Origin of the sequence: Streptomyces sp. NPDC059743 (assembly GCF_042732975.1) — a bacterium.
GTDB lineage: Bacteria > Actinomycetota > Actinomycetes > Streptomycetales > Streptomycetaceae > Streptomyces.
Window position 1 is genome coordinate 124708 of sequence record NZ_JBHWGS010000008.1, and the last position, 17993, is coordinate 142700.

The 17993-nt window shown below is 70.0% G+C and carries 14 protein-coding genes; 3 read left to right on the forward strand and 11 right to left on the reverse strand.

Going from position 1 to position 17993, the window contains the following annotated elements; genetic code table 11:
* The first annotated feature begins 10 nt into the window (after window positions 1-10).
* Window positions 11-919, forward strand: coding sequence for a DUF6214 family protein (locus ACFV6H_RS16665; protein ID WP_384977918.1), 909 nt, complete (start codon window positions 11-13; stop codon window positions 917-919).
* 60 nt (window positions 920-979) lie between these two features.
* Here the strand turns inward: ACFV6H_RS16665 and ACFV6H_RS16670 are convergent, their stop codons facing one another.
* Window positions 980-1657 (reverse strand): DUF305 domain-containing protein, encoded by a 678-nt coding sequence (locus ACFV6H_RS16670; protein WP_384977921.1) that lies wholly within the window; start codon window positions 1655-1657, stop codon window positions 980-982.
* A gap of 157 nt (window positions 1658-1814) precedes the next feature.
* Here ACFV6H_RS16670 and ACFV6H_RS16675 point away from each other — a divergent pair, with 157 nt between their 5' ends.
* Window positions 1815-3311 carry an LVIVD repeat-containing protein gene (locus tag ACFV6H_RS16675; protein ID WP_384977924.1) on the forward strand — a complete coding sequence of 499 codons (1497 nt, stop codon included), beginning with the start codon at window positions 1815-1817 and terminating at the stop codon, window positions 3309-3311.
* Here the strand turns inward: ACFV6H_RS16675 and ACFV6H_RS16680 are convergent.
* The 5 genes from ACFV6H_RS16680 to ACFV6H_RS16700 form a co-directional block, all read right to left on the reverse strand.
* The gene (locus ACFV6H_RS16680; RefSeq protein WP_384977927.1) at window positions 3287-3940 is read right to left on the reverse strand and encodes a TetR/AcrR family transcriptional regulator; all 654 of its coding nucleotides are present in this window, start codon (window positions 3938-3940) and stop codon (window positions 3287-3289) included. The two genes, ACFV6H_RS16675 and ACFV6H_RS16680, sit on opposite strands and share 25 nt — an antisense overlap.
* 214 nt (window positions 3941-4154) lie before the next feature.
* Complete coding sequence (locus ACFV6H_RS16685; protein ID WP_384977930.1) at window positions 4155-4865, reverse strand: HAD family hydrolase; 711 nt, start codon at window positions 4863-4865, stop codon at window positions 4155-4157.
* A 19-nt stretch (window positions 4866-4884) separates the two neighbouring features.
* Window positions 4885-5598 carry a phosphatase PAP2 family protein gene (locus ACFV6H_RS16690; protein WP_384977957.1) on the reverse strand — a complete coding sequence of 238 codons (714 nt, stop codon included), beginning with the start codon at window positions 5596-5598 and terminating at the stop codon, window positions 4885-4887.
* 55 nt (window positions 5599-5653) lie between these two features.
* On the reverse strand, window positions 5654-6589 hold the full coding sequence (locus ACFV6H_RS16695; RefSeq protein ID WP_384977960.1) for a M56 family metallopeptidase: 936 nt from the start codon (window positions 6587-6589) through the stop codon (window positions 5654-5656).
* A gap of 142 nt (window positions 6590-6731) precedes the next feature.
* Entirely contained in the window at window positions 6732-7334 is a 603-nt protein-coding gene (locus ACFV6H_RS16700) for a DUF5134 domain-containing protein (protein ID WP_385542267.1), read from the reverse strand.
* A gap of 406 nt (window positions 7335-7740) precedes the next feature.
* On the opposite strand from ACFV6H_RS16700, the gene ACFV6H_RS16705 reads away from it, so the two are divergent.
* Entirely contained in the window at window positions 7741-9015 is a 1275-nt protein-coding gene (locus ACFV6H_RS16705) for a glycoside hydrolase family 71/99-like protein (RefSeq protein ID WP_385542269.1), read from the forward strand.
* Between the two features lie 108 nt (window positions 9016-9123).
* On the opposite strand, the gene ACFV6H_RS16710 is transcribed toward ACFV6H_RS16705, so the two are convergent.
* The 5 genes from ACFV6H_RS16710 to ACFV6H_RS16730 form a co-directional block, all read right to left on the reverse strand.
* Window positions 9124-11430: an ROK family protein gene (locus ACFV6H_RS16710; RefSeq protein ID WP_385542271.1), complete on the reverse strand. Its 2307-nt coding sequence runs from the start codon at window positions 11428-11430 to the stop codon at window positions 9124-9126.
* The gene (locus ACFV6H_RS16715) at window positions 11423-14632 is read right to left on the reverse strand and encodes an alpha-mannosidase (RefSeq protein WP_385542273.1); all 3210 of its coding nucleotides are present in this window, start codon (window positions 14630-14632) and stop codon (window positions 11423-11425) included. Before ACFV6H_RS16715 ends, ACFV6H_RS16710 begins: the two co-directional genes overlap by 8 nt.
* Window positions 14633-14842: 210 nt before the next feature.
* A complete protein-coding gene (locus tag ACFV6H_RS16720; protein WP_385542275.1) occupies window positions 14843-15922 on the reverse strand; it encodes a Gfo/Idh/MocA family protein in 1080 nt (359 codons plus the stop codon).
* Complete coding sequence (locus ACFV6H_RS16725; RefSeq protein WP_385542277.1) at window positions 15907-16575, reverse strand: ThuA domain-containing protein; 669 nt, start codon at window positions 16573-16575, stop codon at window positions 15907-15909. The genes ACFV6H_RS16720 and ACFV6H_RS16725 overlap by 16 nt, the downstream gene beginning before the upstream one ends.
* Window positions 16572-17918 (reverse strand): enolase C-terminal domain-like protein, encoded by a 1347-nt coding sequence (locus ACFV6H_RS16730; protein WP_385542279.1) that lies wholly within the window; start codon window positions 17916-17918, stop codon window positions 16572-16574. Before ACFV6H_RS16730 ends, ACFV6H_RS16725 begins: the two co-directional genes overlap by 4 nt.
* Window positions 17919-17993: the final 75 nt, after the last annotated feature.

Consider the following 17993-nt stretch of genomic DNA (forward strand, 5'->3'; position numbering starts at 1 on the left):
AGTTGTGAATGTGTCGGAACATAAATGGATTTCCGCCCAGGAACCCCATGAGCGCGATGCGTACGAGTGGCCCGTGTGGGAGGTGCAGGGGCACGGCACCGTCACCGGCGCCGGTGATCCCAGGGACGGCGCCACACGGCGCGAGATCCTGCCGCCCTGGGTCGATATCCGGCTGACCTTCGCGGACGGCGCCCGGCTCGATGTGCTCGCGGTCGTACGGGACGGCCGTATTGCCATCGAGGACGCGCAGGCCGATCCGCCGCTGGCCCTCGAAGGCTTCGCCGCGCTCGCCGGAGCGATCGAGGCGCCGCTTCAGAACGCCTGCCAGGTGGTCTCGGGCCGGCACCGGCCGCCGGTGCCGGGGACCGTGGTCGCCGAGCCGCCCGTCGCCGGGCCCGTGGCCGGTGAGACGGCCGCCCAGGGCGCCGTCGTCGGCGAGCCCTCCGTGGATGCCGGGCAGGCCGCCGACGGGACCGTGGAGGCCGAGCGGGCCGAGGCCGTCCCGGCCGCCTACGAGATTCCCGCGTACGGCACTCCCGTGTCCGACACCGCCCAGGACGGTCCCGGCCGTGACGTTCCCGCGGCTGACGCGCCCTCCGCCGAGCCTCGCGAAGAGGCGGCGGCCGAGCCCGTGTCCGAGCCCGAGCGGGAACCGGCCGCAGAGGCAGTGGAGGCCGCAGAGTCCGGGCCGGAGCCCGGACGGGAGTCGTCGGGCCGGCACCGGGCCCGTCCGTCGCCGCCGCGCGGCAGCGCCGCCCGGCGCAGCGTCGCCGAGATCTACCGCGCGGCCCAGCAGGCGGGCCAGGATCCGGTGCTCGCGGTGATGTCGGCGACCGGGTTCAGCCGTCGCAAGTCGCTGAAGCTGATCGCGGGCGCCCGCGACGAGGGCCACTTGACGCCGCGTCACCACAGACGCTGACAACACCGCGGCCACCGGCTCCCAGCGGCCTGCTCACATCGAGCCATCGAGCGCATACGGTCACATCGAGCGCATACGGTTCATCTCGACGGTCTGCTGGGCGATGACCTCGTTCGCCATCTCCTCGACCATGACGTTCTTGCCGTCCGTGAGCACTTCCGTGGCCATGGTGATCGCACCTTGGTGGTGTGCCGTCATCAGCTTCAGGAACAGCTCGTCGAAGGCCTTGCCCTTCGCCGCCCGCAACTGAGCCAGTTGGGCCTCCGTGGCCATCCCGGGCATCGTGTGGTGATCATGGCCCTGCTGCGGCTTCGGCCCGCCGTTGTTCTTCAACCAGGCGTCCATCACGTCGATCTCCGGCTTCTGCGAGGCGGCGATCCGCTCCGCGAGCAGCTTCACCGGCTTCGATCCGGCCCGGGTCTCGGCGAGTTCGGTCATCTTCAGCGCCTGACCGTGGTGGACGATCATCATCTGCGCATAGGTGTAGTCGGCCGAGTTGGGCGTGTTGTCGGGTGCGGCCTTCGCCGCCTCCTCGGCGGAGAGCGTCTTCGCGGGCTCGCCCGGTTTGCCCGGCGCCACCACGACCGAGGCGCTGTCGTCCTTGGCCTTGTTCTTGCCGCCGTCCCCCGAGTCGCAGGCTCCCAGGGCGAGTACGGCGACGGCGGCCACCGCCGCGAGAGCGGCCCTGCGGACACGCTGACTCCTGTGGTGGATCAACACGGCGACCTCCTGCGGCACTTGATGTGGTGAAACTTTCCTAGCACGCTTCGACATACGAGTGATCAAAAACTTTCATTACGTCTGTGTTGCCATCTGTTGAGATGTACATGAGAGGGACGATACTGCCGAGGTCCGTGACCCGTTCAACTCTGAACGGATACAAGGGAGGACCGCAGTGATCTCGTTGCACACCACCCGCGTGCGGCGTAGACGTCTGGGCGTGGCGGCAGCCGCGGCCGGACTCTTCGCCACGCTGTTGACCGCCGGACCGGCGGTCGCCACACCCGACCCCGGTGACAGCCCGGCCTCGAAGGAGATCTCCTCCAGCCAGGCCGCCGAAGTGAAGGCGGCCATCCAGCAGGACGAGATACCCGGTGTGGACGAAATCGTCCACAGCGACAACATCAAGCATCTGTCGAACGCCCCCAAGGACCTGATCACGGGGCTCAACTCGGACCTGGCCTTCCAGGGCAAGTACGCCTTCGCGGGCAACTACGACGGCTTCCGGATCTTCGACATCAGCAACCCGAAGTCCCCGAAGACCGTCACCCAGGTGCTCTGCCCGGGATCGCAGAACGATGTCTCGGTCTCCGGTGATCTGCTCTTCCTCTCCACCGACTCCTCGCGCAGCGACAACTCCTGCACGAGCGTCGCCCAGTCGGCGACGATCAAGGAGTCCTGGGAGGGCATCAAGATCTTCGACATCAGCGACATCCGGAACCCCAAGTACATCGCCGCCGTCGAGACCGCGTGCGGTTCGCACACCCACACCCTGATCCCCGAGCGCAAGAACGTCTACGTCTACGTCTCGTCGTACTCGCCGAGCACGACGTTCCCGGACTGCCAGCCGCCGCACGACGGCATCTCGATCATCAAGGTGCCGCGCAAGGCCCCGGAGCGGGCCAAGGTGGTGAACTTCCCGAACCTCTTCCCGGACGGCGGAAACCCGGGCGGGACCACCAACCCGGGTGTCTCGGCGACCACCGGCTGCCACGACATCACGGTGCTGCCCTCCAAGGACCTGGCCGCCGGTGCGTGCATGGGTGACGGCATCATCTTCGACATCAAGCACCCCGAGCGACCCAAGGTGATCGACCGGGTCCAGGACAACGTCAACTTCGCCTTCTGGCACTCGGCCACCTTCAACCAGGACGCGAACAAGGTCGTCTTCACCGACGAGCTGGGCGGCGGTGGCGCCGCCACCTGCAACGACACCGTCGGTCCGAACAAGGGCGCCGACGGCATCTACGACATCGTCGGCAAGCGCGACGACCGCAAGCTGGTCTTCCGCAGCTACTTCAAGATCGACCGTCCCCAGGCGAACACCGAGAACTGCGTCGCCCACAACGGCTCGCTCATCCCGGTCGAGGGCCGCGACATCATGGTCCAGGCCTGGTACCAGGGCGGTGTCTCGGTCTGGGACTTCACCAACTCCTCCCAGCCCAAGGAGATCGCCTACTTCGAGCGCGGACCGCTCTCGGCCACGCAGATGGTGACCGGCGGCCCCTGGTCGGCCTACTACTACAACGGCTACATCTACTCGAACGACATCGCCAAGGGCTTTGACGTACTGCAGCTCAACGACCGCAGGACGGACGACGCGAAGAAGGTGCGGATGGACGAGCTGAACGTCCAGACGCAGCCTGACTACTTCGAGGACTTCCGCCACTGAGCGGTGGTGCCCTGATCCGTTCCGCCGGGCGGTTCACCGCCCGGCGGAACGCCGAGTTCCCATTCCAGCCCGTAGCGCTGGAACAGCTCGGCGCGCAGCCGTGGCAGCGGCATCGGCGCGCCCGGCATGAGCACCGCGAAGACCGCGCCCATCAGCAGGGCGCGCAGCATCGGATACTCGCCGTCCGGGTCGGGCGATCCGTATCTGGTCACCGTCTCGCGCAGCAGGGCCGCGAGTCGCTGCTGTTCCGGACACTGCACAAAGCCCTCGGCCTGGAGAATGCCGGCCATATGTGTCCGCATCAGTACGGGGCTGTCGGCCGCGAGCCCGAGGATGGCGTCGATCGCCCGTGCCAGCAGTTCGCGTCCGTCGTCCGTCACCGGCTCGCGTCCCAGGGCCGCGGCCAGCGTCTGATGCATCAGCCGGTGCACGGCGGACTGGAGGAGCTGCCGCTTTCCCGGGAAGTAGTACGAGATGAGACCGCGCGCCGAACCGGCCCGGTCGGCGATGTCGGCGAGCGTCGTGGCCTCGTAACCGCGCTCGGCGACCAGCTCCACCGTGGCTTGCAGCAGCCGCTCCCGGGAACGCCGGCGTAGCTCTTCATTGACCGATGGGCTCCGCGGGGACATGCTTGACTCCTGCGTTGACTGGCTCTCAGCCAATATACTCAGTGCGTCCCGTCTCAGACCTCATCGGGCCTGGTCAACGGGGCTGCCGTCTGCCTTGGGCGACGCGGGGGATCGCCCAAGACAGACGGTTTCAGCATGCCCGGTGGTGCCGGGACGCCCGTTTCGAGGTACGGGAGTGCCCGATTTCCGGGCGCGGGCGCCCGATGCTCCTGTGTTACGGAAGCGGCCCGCGGCCTGCGAGAGCGAGGACGGGACGCAGTCCCGCAGGGCGCTCCTCCACCGGCAGATGGTCCACGAAATGGACCGAGCAGCCCAGCGCCGCCGCTCCGCCGTCGGCTCCCCGGTCGTCCCCGACCATCAGCACATCGTGCGGATCCTGTCCCAGGGCCTCACAGGCCGTCCGGAAGAGCCGGACGTCGGGCTTCTGGACGCCGTGCTCGTACGAGAGCACATACGCGTCGACAAGGGCGTCGAGACCGTGCGCGCGGAAGACGGGCCGCAGATCCCAGCCGATATTGCTCACGACGCCGATCCCGATGCCCCAGCGCCGCAGCGTGCCGAGCACCTCGGCCGCGTCGGCGTACGGACGCCAGGCGTCCGGTGTCATATGGCGCTCGTAGAGCGCGTCGTACAGGGCGGGACTCGGCAGCTCCACCTGGCGTGCCAGCCCGGTGTACGCGGCGCGGTGGAGCTCGGCGCTCTCGTCCCGGGTGGCCCACACTCCGGCCAGCTCGCGCGGTACCCGCTCCGGTGAGGACCCGCCGGGCAGCGCACCTGCCACGGCCAGCTTCATCGCGTACCGCCGTACCTCGTCGGGTGGCACGGCCACATCCGCCTCGTTGAGCACGGCTCGCAGCCAGGATCCTGCTGATTCGATGCGGAAAAGAGTTCCGGAAAAGTCGAAGAGCACGCCCTTGAAGGTCATGCGTCAGATCCTCGCGGCGTCACCGCTCCCGGGACAAGGCCAGGCGGCTGTAGGAAGCGATGGAAAAGGCCACCAGGCAGCCGCCCAGCAGCCAGCCGGCCAGGACGTCGGCGCTCCAGTGGACGCCCAGCCAGAGGCGTGTGAGGCCCGCGCCGGCCACGGAGACGACGGCGACGGCCAGTGCCGTACGCCATACCCGTCGGCCGACTCCATGGCGGTGCGCCACCCACAGCAGGAGTCCGCAGCTCACCGCGGCGGTCATGGCGTGGCCGGAAGGGAACGCGGCGAAGTGGGCCGAGTCGACCGGATCCGGCCACTGCGGGCGCTCGCGTCCCACGGTGTACTTCATCCCTTGGGAGAGGGCCGCGCCCACCGCGCTCGTCACCGCGACCCAGCAGGCGAGCAGCCGTCTGCCGCGCAGCCAGACCACGATGACCGCCGCCGCGATCAGCAGCCGCATCGTCCATGGGTCCCAGGCCCAGTCGGTGAGCACCCGGTTGATCCAGGTGACTCCGGGCTCGGCCACCGCCCGGCGGTGCAGCGCCTCGGCGGTCATCCGGTCGAAGGAGAGCAGCGGCCCCCACTCGGCCACGACAAGTATGACGAGCAGACCCAGCAGAACGGCCAGCAGACCGCCCGTACGGGCCGGTGTGATCCGTGGGGGAGGAGCCGGGGCTCCCAGGCTTGTCGGCGGCGGTGTCGGATCGGCTTCGGGGATCAACGGCGAGCGCATGGGGAAATCCTCGCCGACGCCGGGCGCGACGGGCCAGTCCGTGCGGGCGTCCGGGTTATCCGAGCGCACGCAGTGCCGGTACGAAGGCGACCAGGAGCGGCACCACCGGCACGGCAGCGGCGGCGGCGGTCAGCCGCAGTCTGCGGCCCGCGGTGAGCCGTGGAACGGGAGACAGCAGCCGGTTCACCCGCTGCGGAAGCTGGGCGTCCGGCGCTGTGCCCGGCCCGAACACCCCACGGTCCTCGTTCAGTTCGACCAGGGCGAGCGCGATGGTCAGCCGGCCGAAGCGGCGCGAGGCCACATCGTCCGCGGCCAGCTCGATCAGCCGGTGCATCTCGTCGCGGAACGCCGCGAACACCGGCACCTGCGGAAAACCGTTGGCGAGCGCTCCCGAGCAGTGCAGCAACCAGTCGTGCCTGGCCCGCGCGTGGCCCTGCTCATGCGCCAGCACGGCATCGAGCTGACTGCCCTTCAACCGGCGCAGCGCCGCCGTGGTGATGACCAGTTGAGGCTCCACGCCCGACAGCCACCAGGCGTCCGGCCGCTCGCCCTCCAGGACGACGAGCGGCTCACCGCCGGGCTCCTCGCCGGGCAGCGCGGGAGCGCGTACGAGCAGCTCCGCGCGGCGCTGACGGCGCCTGCGGCGGGCCCGGTGGATCTCCCGCGACAGCATGGCCGCCGTCCAGACACCGCCGCCCGCCAGAGCCACCGCGAGCAGGGCCGACCACGGCCGGTGCGAACCCAGGGCGTAGGCCTCCACCACTCCGCGCGGCGCGGGCGCGAAGACATGTCCACGGACGGCCAGCCAGGCCGCCGCGGCGCTGAAGGTCATGGAGAGCGCGAAACTCAGCAGGACGGCCGCCACGACGCACTGCCACACCCACAGCGCCACCACAGGCTCGCGCTCCGGCCAGTCGGCACGCGCCAGCAGGCGCGGAGCGACGACGGCGGCCAGTGCGCCGAGAAGCAGCAGCGCCAGGGAGACCATCATGGTCATCAGAGTATGAGGACGGCACTGCTCCGCGGCAGGTCCTCGTCGGTCAAGTGACCTAGGACACGTTTTGGCCGGTGCGGGCCCGTCCCGTACGGAGCCGGCCCTGGTGCGACACGAAGCCGGCCCTGGTGCGGCCCGGTCATACGGTCAGCAGCATCGCCAGCATGGCTATGCCCATGGAGAGCCGGCAGGCCAGCGCCAGCTCGGTCCTGTCGCCCCAGCGGAGCCCGGCCGTGGCCGTGCCAGTGCCGATGACCATCGCCGTCCCGCCGGCCTCGGGCGCCGCTCCGACGGGCAGCGGCAGCAGACGTCCGCCCGTCCACAGCACATAACCGGCGTAGTAGATCAGCAGCGCGCCGGTGATCAGCGGTGCTCCGGCCGCCGTATGCGCGCCGTGCGCACCACCGGGCGCGGCGGCCATGGCCCCGGCCATATAGACCATCGCGAGTATTCCCAGCAGATGGTGCGTCCCGTGCGCGCGGTACGCCGGTATACGGGACCGTACGACCGTGTACAGCGCGGCGCCGCCGAACACCGCCGCGTACACCGTCCACACCCACCGTGGCGGTGGCAGGACGGCCGCGGGCACGGCCATGACGGCCATCCCGAATCCCATCAGCGCTTCACTCCCGGCCCATCTGCGCTGTTCGGCCACGCCGCTGCGCATCCGGAGCAGACAGTAACCTCCGGTCGCCACGCAGAGCGCGACAAGCAGCCAGCCGGCCGCCGCCGGTCCGTGCACCGCGCACCTCCCCCGTTGAACGGTGTCGGGAAGGTCATGCCCGGCGCCGCTCACACGCAGTCAGGCGCAGGCGAGCGCAGAGGGACACAAAGGGAGCGCACCGGTGGTACACGAGCCGGCCCGGCGCCGCCGTTCCCGGCCCTCGCGCCACCGCGCCCGGCTTCGCGCCCCCGTTCCTTCATTCGCATTTCGCTGGAAACGGAAAGCGTAAAGAAAATCGACTGACACACGGACGGAATTCCCGTAAGAATTCCCGGCGCCCATGGCCTTGTGGCCGACGCGGCCCCCGACTACTTTGCACATGCGTGCCCTTGGAGGCCTGGCGGGCTGCCGCCGCCTTGCAAATCCCCCCACCTCCGAGGACTTTACGTATTCCTGGCAGATATCTAGTGGGAGGAAATCCTCCATGCATATGTCACGACGGTCGGTCATCGCGTCCGCGCTGGCCGCGTCCGCCGCGATCGGTGGCGTCGGCGCTGCCCAGCAGGCTGCCGCGGCAGCCGAACCGAGGCGCCGAGCACAGCCGGGACCCGCCGCGAGTCCGCCCGGCGACGTGGTCGGCAAAATCACCGTGGGCTACCAGGGCTGGTTCGCCTGTACCGGCGACGGCGCTCCCATCAATGGCTGGTGGCACTGGAGCCGGAACATGAGCCAGCCGCCCTCGCCCAGCAATACGACCATCAAGTCCTGGCCGGACATGCGGGAATACTCGCGTAGTTACCGCACGGCCTACGCGAACTTGAACGGCGGTCAGCCCGCGACGCTGTTCTCCTCCTGGGACCAGCAGACCGTCGACACCCACTTCCGCTGGATGCGGGAGAACAACTGCGACACCGCGGCGCTCCAGCGCTTCAACCCGTACAGCCCCGAGGGCCCCACCCGGGACGCCATGGCACAGAAGGTGCGCCAGTCCGCCGAGGCCAACGGCCGTAAGTTCTACATCATGTACGACGTCACCGGCTGGACGTCCATGCAGTCCCAGATCAAGGAGGACTGGACGACGAAGATGCGGGCGCACACCGCGTCCAGCGCCTATGCCCGGCAGAACGGCAAGCCCGTGGTGTGCATCTGGGGTTTCGGCTTCAACGACCCGGGCCGGCCCTTCGCGCCCGCGCCGTGCAAGGACGTGGTCGACTGGTTCAAGGCCCAAGGCTGTTATGTGATCGGCGGAGTGCCCACCCACTGGCGCAACAGCACCGACGACTCAAGGCCCGGCTTCCAGGATGTGTACCGCTCGTTCAACATGATCTCGCCCTGGATGGTCGGACGGATCTCCAATGCCGCCGACACCGACCGGTTCTTCCGTGACGTCAACACGCCGGACCAGGCCGAGTGCAATGCGCGCGGTATCGACTACCAGCCCTGTGTGCTGCCCGGAGATCTCCAGGAACGCCACCGCGCCCATGGGGACTTCATGTGGCGGCAGTTCTACAACATGGTCAGGCTCGGCGCGCAGGGCATCTACATCTCGATGTTCGACGAGTTCAACGAGGGCAACCAGATCGCCAAGACCGCGGAGAACGGCTCGCAGGTGCCGTCCGGTTCGGGCATCTGGGCGCTCGACGAGGACGGCACCTCCTGCTCGTCGGACTACTATCTGCGGCTGACCGGCGACGGCGGCCGGATGCTCAAGGGACAGATCGGACTGACGGCGACGAGGCCCACGCAGCCGAGGATCTGACGAGGTTGCGCAGAGGGTTACGCAGGGCGCGGGCCGCCGGGACACCTCCGGCGGCCCGCACCTCCGTCTCCACCCCGCGCTTCCGTTTCGCCGTCTCCACAAGGGAGTTCAGCCCGTCGGCAGATGCCGGGCCCGGCCCTCGCGCCCTCGCAGCCTCGGTGTGAACGTCGCGTGGAAGATGGTCGACGCGGCCCCGACCGCCGCCGCCTCCGCGCTGAGCACGGACGGTTCGACCTCGACACGGCGCAGCCTTCTGGCCGTCGGGAACTCGTTGACCGTACGGGTGATCTCGTCCAGATAGAAACCGGCGACGTCCTCGGTGAAGAAGGGTCCGCCGAGCACGATCAGATCGATGTCCAGCAGATCGACCAGCCCCAGCGCGCCGCGGCCCACCGCCTGCGCCACCTCCCGTACGGCCGCCGAGGCCGCCGGATCGCCCGCGGCGGCGGCCTCACCCACCGCCAGATACGCCGCGGTGCTCCCGGACGCGGTGCCTCCGGACGAGGCGCTCCACGACGCCGTCCGTACGGGCCGCATTCCGCGCCGTACGGCCAGATCCGGCACCGACACCGGCGGATTGCACTCGGGCAGGATCTCCGGGCGGCCGTCCTTGTCCACACGGCCCAGCGCGATCGCGCAGAGCTGCCCGAACTCACCGGCGTTGGCGCTGATCCCGCGGTAGATGTCACCGTTGAGATAGAGCCCGGTGCCCACGCCCGTACCGAGATAGAGATACGCGAAGTCCCTGGCCCTGCGGTCACGGCCGATCCATCGCTCGCCGGCGGCGGCAGCGGTGGAGTCCTTCTCCATCAGGACCGGGCACGGGAAGTGGTCCTTCAGCAGATACAGCAGAGGAAGATCGCCCCAGGCCGACATCAGCGGTGGCCCCAGCACCGTGCCCGACGCGATGTCGACCGGTCCGGGCACCGCGACGCCGATACCGAGGAAACCGTCCTCCCGCACCGCCCCGCGCGCCTCCGTCAGCGTTTCACGCCCCAGCGCGGCCACCCGCTCCACGAACTCCGCCGGATCGATGTCGGCGGTGACGGGCCTGGTACGGGTGCAGACGATCGCGCCGTCGAGATCGATCACGACGGCGGTGAGCACCTCCGGATCGATATGGATACCGAGTGCGTGCGCGGCCGTACCGCAGAGCCGTACCGGTGTACGCGGCTTGCCGGAGGTGGCGCGCCGCTGGGCGTCCTCGATCAGGATGCCCCGGTCCAGCAGCGAGCGCGCGATCCGGGAGACCGACTGCTGGGTGAGACCGGTGCGATGCGCGATCTCGCCCCGGGTGATGGTGCCGGAGAGCCGTACCGTCTCGATGACCACGCACTCGTTGAACGAGCCCAGATCGATCTGGTTGACGCCGCTCCAGGACTGGTTACGCGCCGTGGCGCCGATCGTCCGGTCGGTGCCGAGATGCCCGGCCACATTCTCGCGCAGCCAGCGCACCGCGTCGCACGGCCGGTCGGAGCGCGCCGTCGCGTACCGCTCCAACTCGGCGGCGAGATCGAGATAGACACGGCGTGAGGACTCGGGATGGCTGGTGCTGTCGAGCGCGACCATGGCCCGCAGAAAGGTGCGCCAGGTCGAACGTGCTGGAATCTGATGCCGCGTTACCTGACGCGACGTCACCTGCCCTTCGTACGAGGGCGATACGGGCACGGCGTCCGTGTCCCAGAGCGTGATCGCGTGCAGACCCAGGTCAGGATGGCTACGGCTCGCCTCGGCCAGATACTCCGACAGGCCGTGGTCCTCCGACCGGTCCCGCGCCGGCCCTGCCCCTTCGGCTCCGCGCGCCTTCGCCGCCGTCAGCGCGGCCTCAAGCGCCCGGTCGAGACCGGCCAGCACCTCCGTACCGATCACCGTCCCGGCGGCGGCGGGCCGGGCGGCTCCTCGCCGGGTGCCCGCGAGCAGCACGGCGCGCGACGGGTCCACATAGAGGCCCATCAGCCAGACGGGAGCGCCGGGCAGCGGCGGTCTGGTCGGTACGGACGGTGCCCGCGCCTCGTCAGGGCCGAGCCGCCAGCGCCGCCGGATCCCGGCGACCGTGGCATGGGAGAGTCCCAACTCCCGTGCCACCGCGCGGGACGCGCCGCTGCCGCCGGGCGCCAGCAGCGTACGGGTGACGACCTCCGCCTCGTCGACCGTGGCCGGTCTGCCGGTGCGCGGCCGGTGTTCGAGCCCGTCGAGTCCCGCGCTCGTCCAGCGCTGGCGCCAACTGCCCACGGTCTGCCGGGACACCCCGAGCCGACGGGAGATCTCGGCGTCGCGCAGCCCGTCGGCGGCGAGCAGCACCACGCTCGCGCGCGTGGCGAGCGGGCCGCCCTCCTCGGCCCAGCGGCGCAGGACGGCCCGGTGCTCCGGGGGCAGAGAGCCGACCGGGCCGTCGTCCGAGGGAGCCTCAGGCATCGCTGCCACCGGCCCCGTGTGCGCCGCCCTCGTCCCGCGGACCGTGCTCGCGCACCAGCCGCAGTGTGAGGATCTGGAACGGCCGCAACGCCAGCGCGACCGTACCGTTCTTGTGCGGACGCTCGGCGAGCGTTTCCTCCAGCAGGTCCGTCTCCCGGGCGGCGGCGACCGGGAAGCCCGCCGTGAGGACTGTACGCGCCCGGCCGCCGCGCGACTCGTAGAGCCGTACCACCACATCGCCAGAGCGGTCGTCGGCCAGCTTCACCGCCTCCACGACGACATCGGGATGGTCCACGGAGACCAGCGGCGCAGCGGCGGGCCCGGCTGGTCCAGCGGGTCCAGCGGGTCCGGACGGTCCGGCGGCTCCCGGGCGCAGCGGCAGCGTGAGCGCGTATCCCTCGCTGATCGCGTCGCCGATGTCAGCGCCGGGCCGCAGCGCGTGCCGGAAGCGCTGCGGTCCTCGGTCGGCGTGCGGATCGGGACTGTGCGCGGCGCGCAGCAGGGAGAGCCGTACGGTCGTGGTGGTGCCCGCGTCGTCACGGGTGTGGCGCGAGACGTCGTATCCGTAGGAGGAGTCACTCGCCAGCGCCACGCCCCAGCCGTGTTCGCCGACATGGATCCAGCGGTGCGCCCAGAGCTCCGAACAAGCCGCGTCCCGGCCGGAGTTCTCATGCGTAGGGCGCTCGACATGGCCGAACTGGATCTCGCCCGTGCTGTGTTCGGCATGCACATCCAGCGGCCAGACGGCCTTGAGGATCGTGTCCCGCTCGCGCCAGTCGACCTCCGTGTCGACGGTCAGGGCATGGCTGCCCGCCGTCAGGGACAGCACCTGCTCGATCGTGGATCTGCCCGTGCTCCGTACCACCCGGACGGAGCACAACAGCGGTCCGCTCTCGACCACTTCGAGCGCGCACGCGCGATCGAGATCGCGACCGGAGCGCCGGTGGTGCGGATCCAGATTCCAGGCGCTCCCGTGCGCCGGATCGTCGCGGTGCAGCCGCAGCAGATTGCCCGCCGCGCCCGGCGCGATGGCGTCCCGGCCGGTGGTCAGGTCCAGTGCGGAGCGTACGAGTCCCTCGGCGTCGAGCCGGATCCGTAGCAGCCCGTTGTCCAGCAGCACTCCGCCGCCGTCCACCGGCCGTACGGTCACCGGCGCGACATCGGCGGGCAGATGACCGTACGGACCTCGGCTGAGCGCGGGCGCTTGCGCCACCACGGCGATCCGGCCGTTGGACAGCCGCTGACCGCCGTCGGCGGGCCGGTCACCGTCCAGGACGACCACCTCGCGGCGCGGTCGCGGCCCGGCGTTGTAGACGGCGGTGCCCGTGTCCTCCGGTGTCCCGATGGCGCGGCGGACGAGCTGATCGAGAGCGCGATGGATCTCCCGGTGGCTCCGCTCGGCCTCCTGGTGCACCCAGGCGATCGAGGTGCCTGGCAGGATGTCATGGCTCTGGTGCAGCAGGACCTTCTTCCAGAGCGCTTCCAACTCCTCGTACGGATACGGGATGTTGTCCCGCACCGCTGCCGTCGCCGACCACAGCTCCGCCTCGCGCAGCAGTGATTCGGCGCGGCGGTTGCCGCGCTTGATGCGCGCCTGGCTGGTGTACGTGCCGCTCCGGGCGCCGGCGAACAGTTCACCGCGCCAGACCGGAGCGTCCGGGCACTCGTCGAGGGCGTCCCGGAAGAAGTGCGAGGGATGCCGGATCCCGACCTTCGGTGAGCCCTCCAGATCGGCCAGCCGGCGGGCGCGCTCCAGTGTCTCGCGCGTGGGCCCGCCGCCGTCCGCATGACCGAAGGGCAGCAGGGAGCGGCTGCCCGCGCTCCCGACAGTGTTCGAAGCGTGCGCGGTGTTCGCGGCGTACGTGGTGAACTCGTCCACGGTATGGGCCAGTTCACCGCCGGTGAGTGAGGAGCCCTGGCCTGCGGCGGGCGGGACATGGCTGAAGAGCCGGGTGCCGTCGAGGCCCTCCCACCGGAAGGTGGGAGAGGGCGGACCGTACGCGCCGTCCTGGGCCGGCCGTCGGCCCAGGAACCAGCGGGCTCCGGCGAGCGCGGCCAACTGCGGGAAGGCGGCGCTCATTCCGAACGAGCCCGGCAGCCAGACACCGTCCGAGTCGGTGCCCAGCTCCTCGCGGTAGAAGCGGCGGCCGTACACGAACTGCCGGGCCAGCGCCTCACCACCGGGCAGCGCCCCGTCGGGCTCCACCCACATCCCGCCGACCGGTGCCCAGTTGCCGTCCGCGACGGCCTTGCGCACCCGCTCGAAGACATGCGGATGGTGGTCCTTCATCCAGGCGTACCGCTGCGCCGAGGAAGCCGTGAAGGTCAGCTCCGGATACTCCTCGGCCAGTGCGGTCACCGTGCTGAACACGCGGGCGGTGTGCCGTACGGCCTCGCGCATCGGCCACAGCCGGGCGGAGTCGGCGGGCGTGTGGCCGACGGCGGCGACGGTGTGCGCCGACTCGTGCGCGCGGCGGGCGAGTACAGGAGAGAGGAGCTCGCGGGCGGTCCCGGCCGTCCCGGCGACATCGCGTGGATCCACGGCGTCCACGGCCTGTTCCAGGGCGCGCAGGATCTCGTATCTGCGTGGCAGTTCCACCGGGAGCGCGCGCATCAGTCCGTCGAGGACATCGATGTCATGGATGAGCTGCCAGATGTCCTCGTCGCGGACGGCGAGATCGGCGCGGAGCAGCCGGTGGAGCGGCTCGTCGCCCGCGGTGACCGGATCGCCGTACAGCGATCCGGCACCGGACCCGGCGTCGATCGGCGGATTGGCGGCGGCCTCCACGAGCAGCGCGACCTGCTCACCGCCGCTCGCCGCCGCCGATACGGTCAGGGACCGGTTGAGCGGATGCAGCCCTTGGAGCGGAGTGCCGTGCGCGTCATGCACGAGTCCCTCGGCGTGGCTGTCGAAGCCGAGGTCGAAGACCGCCTCCACCCGCCGGCCTGCCCAGCGCTCCGGGACGGTGGCCCGGACCTGGAACCAGGTGGTGGACCAGGGACCGCCCCACAGATCGCCGATGGCGAAGGGCGTGTACGCGGCCCGGAGGGCCACATCGACAGGAACCGGCTCACCGGGAATGTGCCAGGCACCGACCTCCATCGGAAGCCGCGCGGTGTGGAGCGCGGGACGCAGACGGGCGGCGAGGAAATGGGCTATCCGCTCTTCTCCGGCTTCTCCGGACTTTCTGCGGTCATGCATGGGCGGCCCTTCCTGTCCAGCCAGTAACCGCCATGTAAAACCAAGAGTGTTATCAAGTCAACGCCTTTCTCCATTCCTTCTTGTTCCAGGTGGTGAGGGCCCATGGAGAATTTGTCAGGCAATTAATCATCCGAATAGTGAAGACTCTGGAAAGTAAGTGAATTGACGGCCTCTCCCTACCGCCGGGACACAGCCGGAACACCGCCGGGACTACCGGCCCACCGGCTCCGGCCTGGCACAACTGCTCTCCACCGGCAGACTTCTGTCCTCCCGCGCCGACGCGAGCAGCGTCAGCATGATGTCCAGGACATGGCGCGACAGCTCGGCCGACGCCCGGTGCGGACGGCCGGCGGCGAGCGCCTCGGCCAGATCGGCGAGGCCCGTACCGCGCCCGGCTCCGGCATATCCGGCCGACACGGGAAGAGTCGCCCAGTCATCGCCATCGCGGTGCAGTTCCACGGGCCCGTCGAAACCGTTCGGATCGGGCACCGACAAGGAGCCCTCCGTGCCGTGCACCTCGATCCTCGGCAGCCGCGCGGCATGGATGTCGAAGCTCATCAGCAGCGTGGTGAGCACTCCGTTCGCGTGGTGCAGTACGCCCGTGACATGGGTGTCCACCTCGACCGCGAACCGCTCGCCCGCCCGTGGGCCGCTGCCGATCTCCCGCTCGGCGCGAGGCCGTGACGCGGCGCCGGTGACCTTGACGACTGGTCCCAGCAGATGGACCAGGGCGGAGAGATAGTACGGACCCATGTCGAGCAGCGGACCGCCGCCCGGCCGGTAGTAGAACTCCGGGTCCGGATGCCAGCGTTCATGTCCTGGGCCGGTCATAAAGGCCGTCGCGGCGACCGGTGTGCCGATCAGCCCGTCGTCCACCGCCTTGCGCGCCGTCTGGACGCCGGTGCCGAGTACGGTGTCGGGCGCGCAGCCGACGCGTAGCCCGGCGGCTCCGGCGGCGGCCAGTACGGCGTCCGCCTCCGCGCGGGTGGCGGCCAGCGGCTTCTCGCCGTACACATGCCGGCCTGCGGCGAGCGCCGCGAGAGCGACCTCAGCATGGGCCGCGGGGATCGTGAGGTTCAGTACGGCGTCGACATCGGCGCGTGCCACCAGCTCGGCCACCGAGCCGCTGACCGCGACTCCGGGCACCCGGGCGGCCATCGCGCCGGCGCGGCCGGGATCGAGATCCGTGACGGCCGTGAGTGTGACGCTGTCCAGCCGTTCCAGCGTGTCCAGATACGCGCCGCTGATCTTGCCCGCGCCGACCATGCCGATCCTCAGCGGCTCGCCCACAGGAGTCCCCTCTCGGTGAGCGTTCGTACCTCGGGCACGTCGAAGTCGTCCGGCTTGTGGCCGATGGCGGAGACGAAGACCCGTCCCGCTCCCCAGTGCCGCGTCCAGACGGCGGGCATGGTGACCGGCCGTGCCCGTTCCTCGTCCGCCGCGAACTCGGTGGTCGCGAGGACATCGATCAACGGGTCGGTGGAGAGCCAGTACTTCTCCGTATGGACCTGGAAGTCGCCGAGTCCGGCGATCACCGGATGGTCGGCGTGCTCCTCGGCGAGCGTGACCGTGTGGTCGGAGAAGCCGGGCGGATGCATCAGGAACTGGCCGCCGGTCAGCAGCTGATAGCCGACATCGCCACGGAAGGAGTCGACGATCCCGCCGTGCCAGCCGGCCAGTCCGGTGCCCGCGCGGACCGCCGCGGCGAGCCCGGCGCTCTGCTCGGCGGTGATCTCGCCCATGGACCAGCACTGGACCACCAGATCGGTGGCGCCGAGGAGTTCCGCGTCCGCGTAGACATCGAGAGTGCCGGAGATCCGGATGCTGAAGCCGCGATCGCGCAGGAAGGGCAGGAACAGCTCGGTGATCGCCACCGGCTGGTGTCCCTCCCAGCCGCCGCGGACCACAAGTGCCTTACGGGTGCCGGAGGTTTCGGAGGTCATGGTCGTTGCACGCTCCCATCGGTGTTGCGCAGCAGGGCCCAGCGGTCGTGCTCCAGTGGCTCGGGCACGGGATGGCGGCGGGCGGCGGCCTCGTTGAAGTCGACGCCGTGGCCCGGTGTCTCGTGCGGCGCGAGGCCTCCGTCGTGGGCCGTGATGGTGCCCGGGAACACCTCGGCGACCGCCGGTTCGAACACCGCTGCCTCCTGGATTCCGAAGGCATGGCTGCTGATGTCCAGCGCGAGGGTGGCGGCCTGGGCGACAGGGCTGACATCGGCGGGCCCGTGCGGTGCGAGCCGTACGCCGCGCAGCTCGCAGAGCGCCGCCAGTTTGCGGACCGGAGTCAGTCCGCCCAGCGTCGGGATCCGCACTCGGGCGAAGTCGATGACCGGCACGGGCCCTTCGAGCAGCGGCAGGAACTGGCTCACATCGCTGAAGAGTTCACCGACGGCCAGTGGTACGGAGGAGCCCGCCCGCATCCCCGCGAAGTGCGCCGCGTCCTCCGGAGCGAGCAGATCCTCGACGAAGTAGAGCCCGGCTCCCTCGACGCGGCGCAGAAAGTCCCGTGCCTGCCGGGGATCCAGCCGCTCATGCACATCGTGCAGCAACTCCGTCCCGTCACCGACCCGTTCCCGTACCTCGGTCAGAATGCCCGGTACGGTCCGTACATACGCGGCGGAGTCCCAGGGCACCGCGCGATGGCGCAGCGCCCACGCGTCGGCCGGTCCGCCCGCCTTCGTGCCATAGGTGTCCGAGCCCGGGACCGCCGCCTGGACGCGGACATGCCGGTAGCCGCGTTCCCGTGCGGCCATCACCTTCTCCGCGAGCTCGGCGGCGCCGGTACCGTCCACATGGGTGTAGGCGTCCGCGCGGGTACGGACCCGTCCGCCCAGCAGCGAGTACAGCGGAGCGCCGAGCCGTTTGGCCTTGAGGTCCCAGAGGGCGACATCGATACCGCCCAGGGCGTTGCCGGTGATCGAACCGCCGCGCCAGTAGGCGCTGTTGAGCATCAGCCGGTGGAGGTCCTCGATGTCGTCGGGATCGCGCCCGACGAGCAGCGGCGCCAGATAGTCGTCCAGCACGGACCGTACGGCGAGGGTGCGCTGCGGATCGCTGGCGCATCCCAGGCCGTACAGCCCCGGTTCATTGGTCTCGACACGGACGATGAGATGAGGACAGCCGTGCGGAGCCGTCAGAAAGGTGCGTACGGCCGTGACACGGACCTTGGCGCCGCGTTCCTCGACCCAGGGCGCGGGAGCGAGAAGGGCAGGAGCGCCGGGAACGGCGGGAACAGCGCGAATACCAGGGATACCGGGGAGAGGGGAGCGGGCATCGGGCTCAGCCATGCGAACTCCAGCGTACAGATAGCAGAATGATGTACTGCTACTCGAACGTATTGAAGCCGACTTTGATTTGTCAAT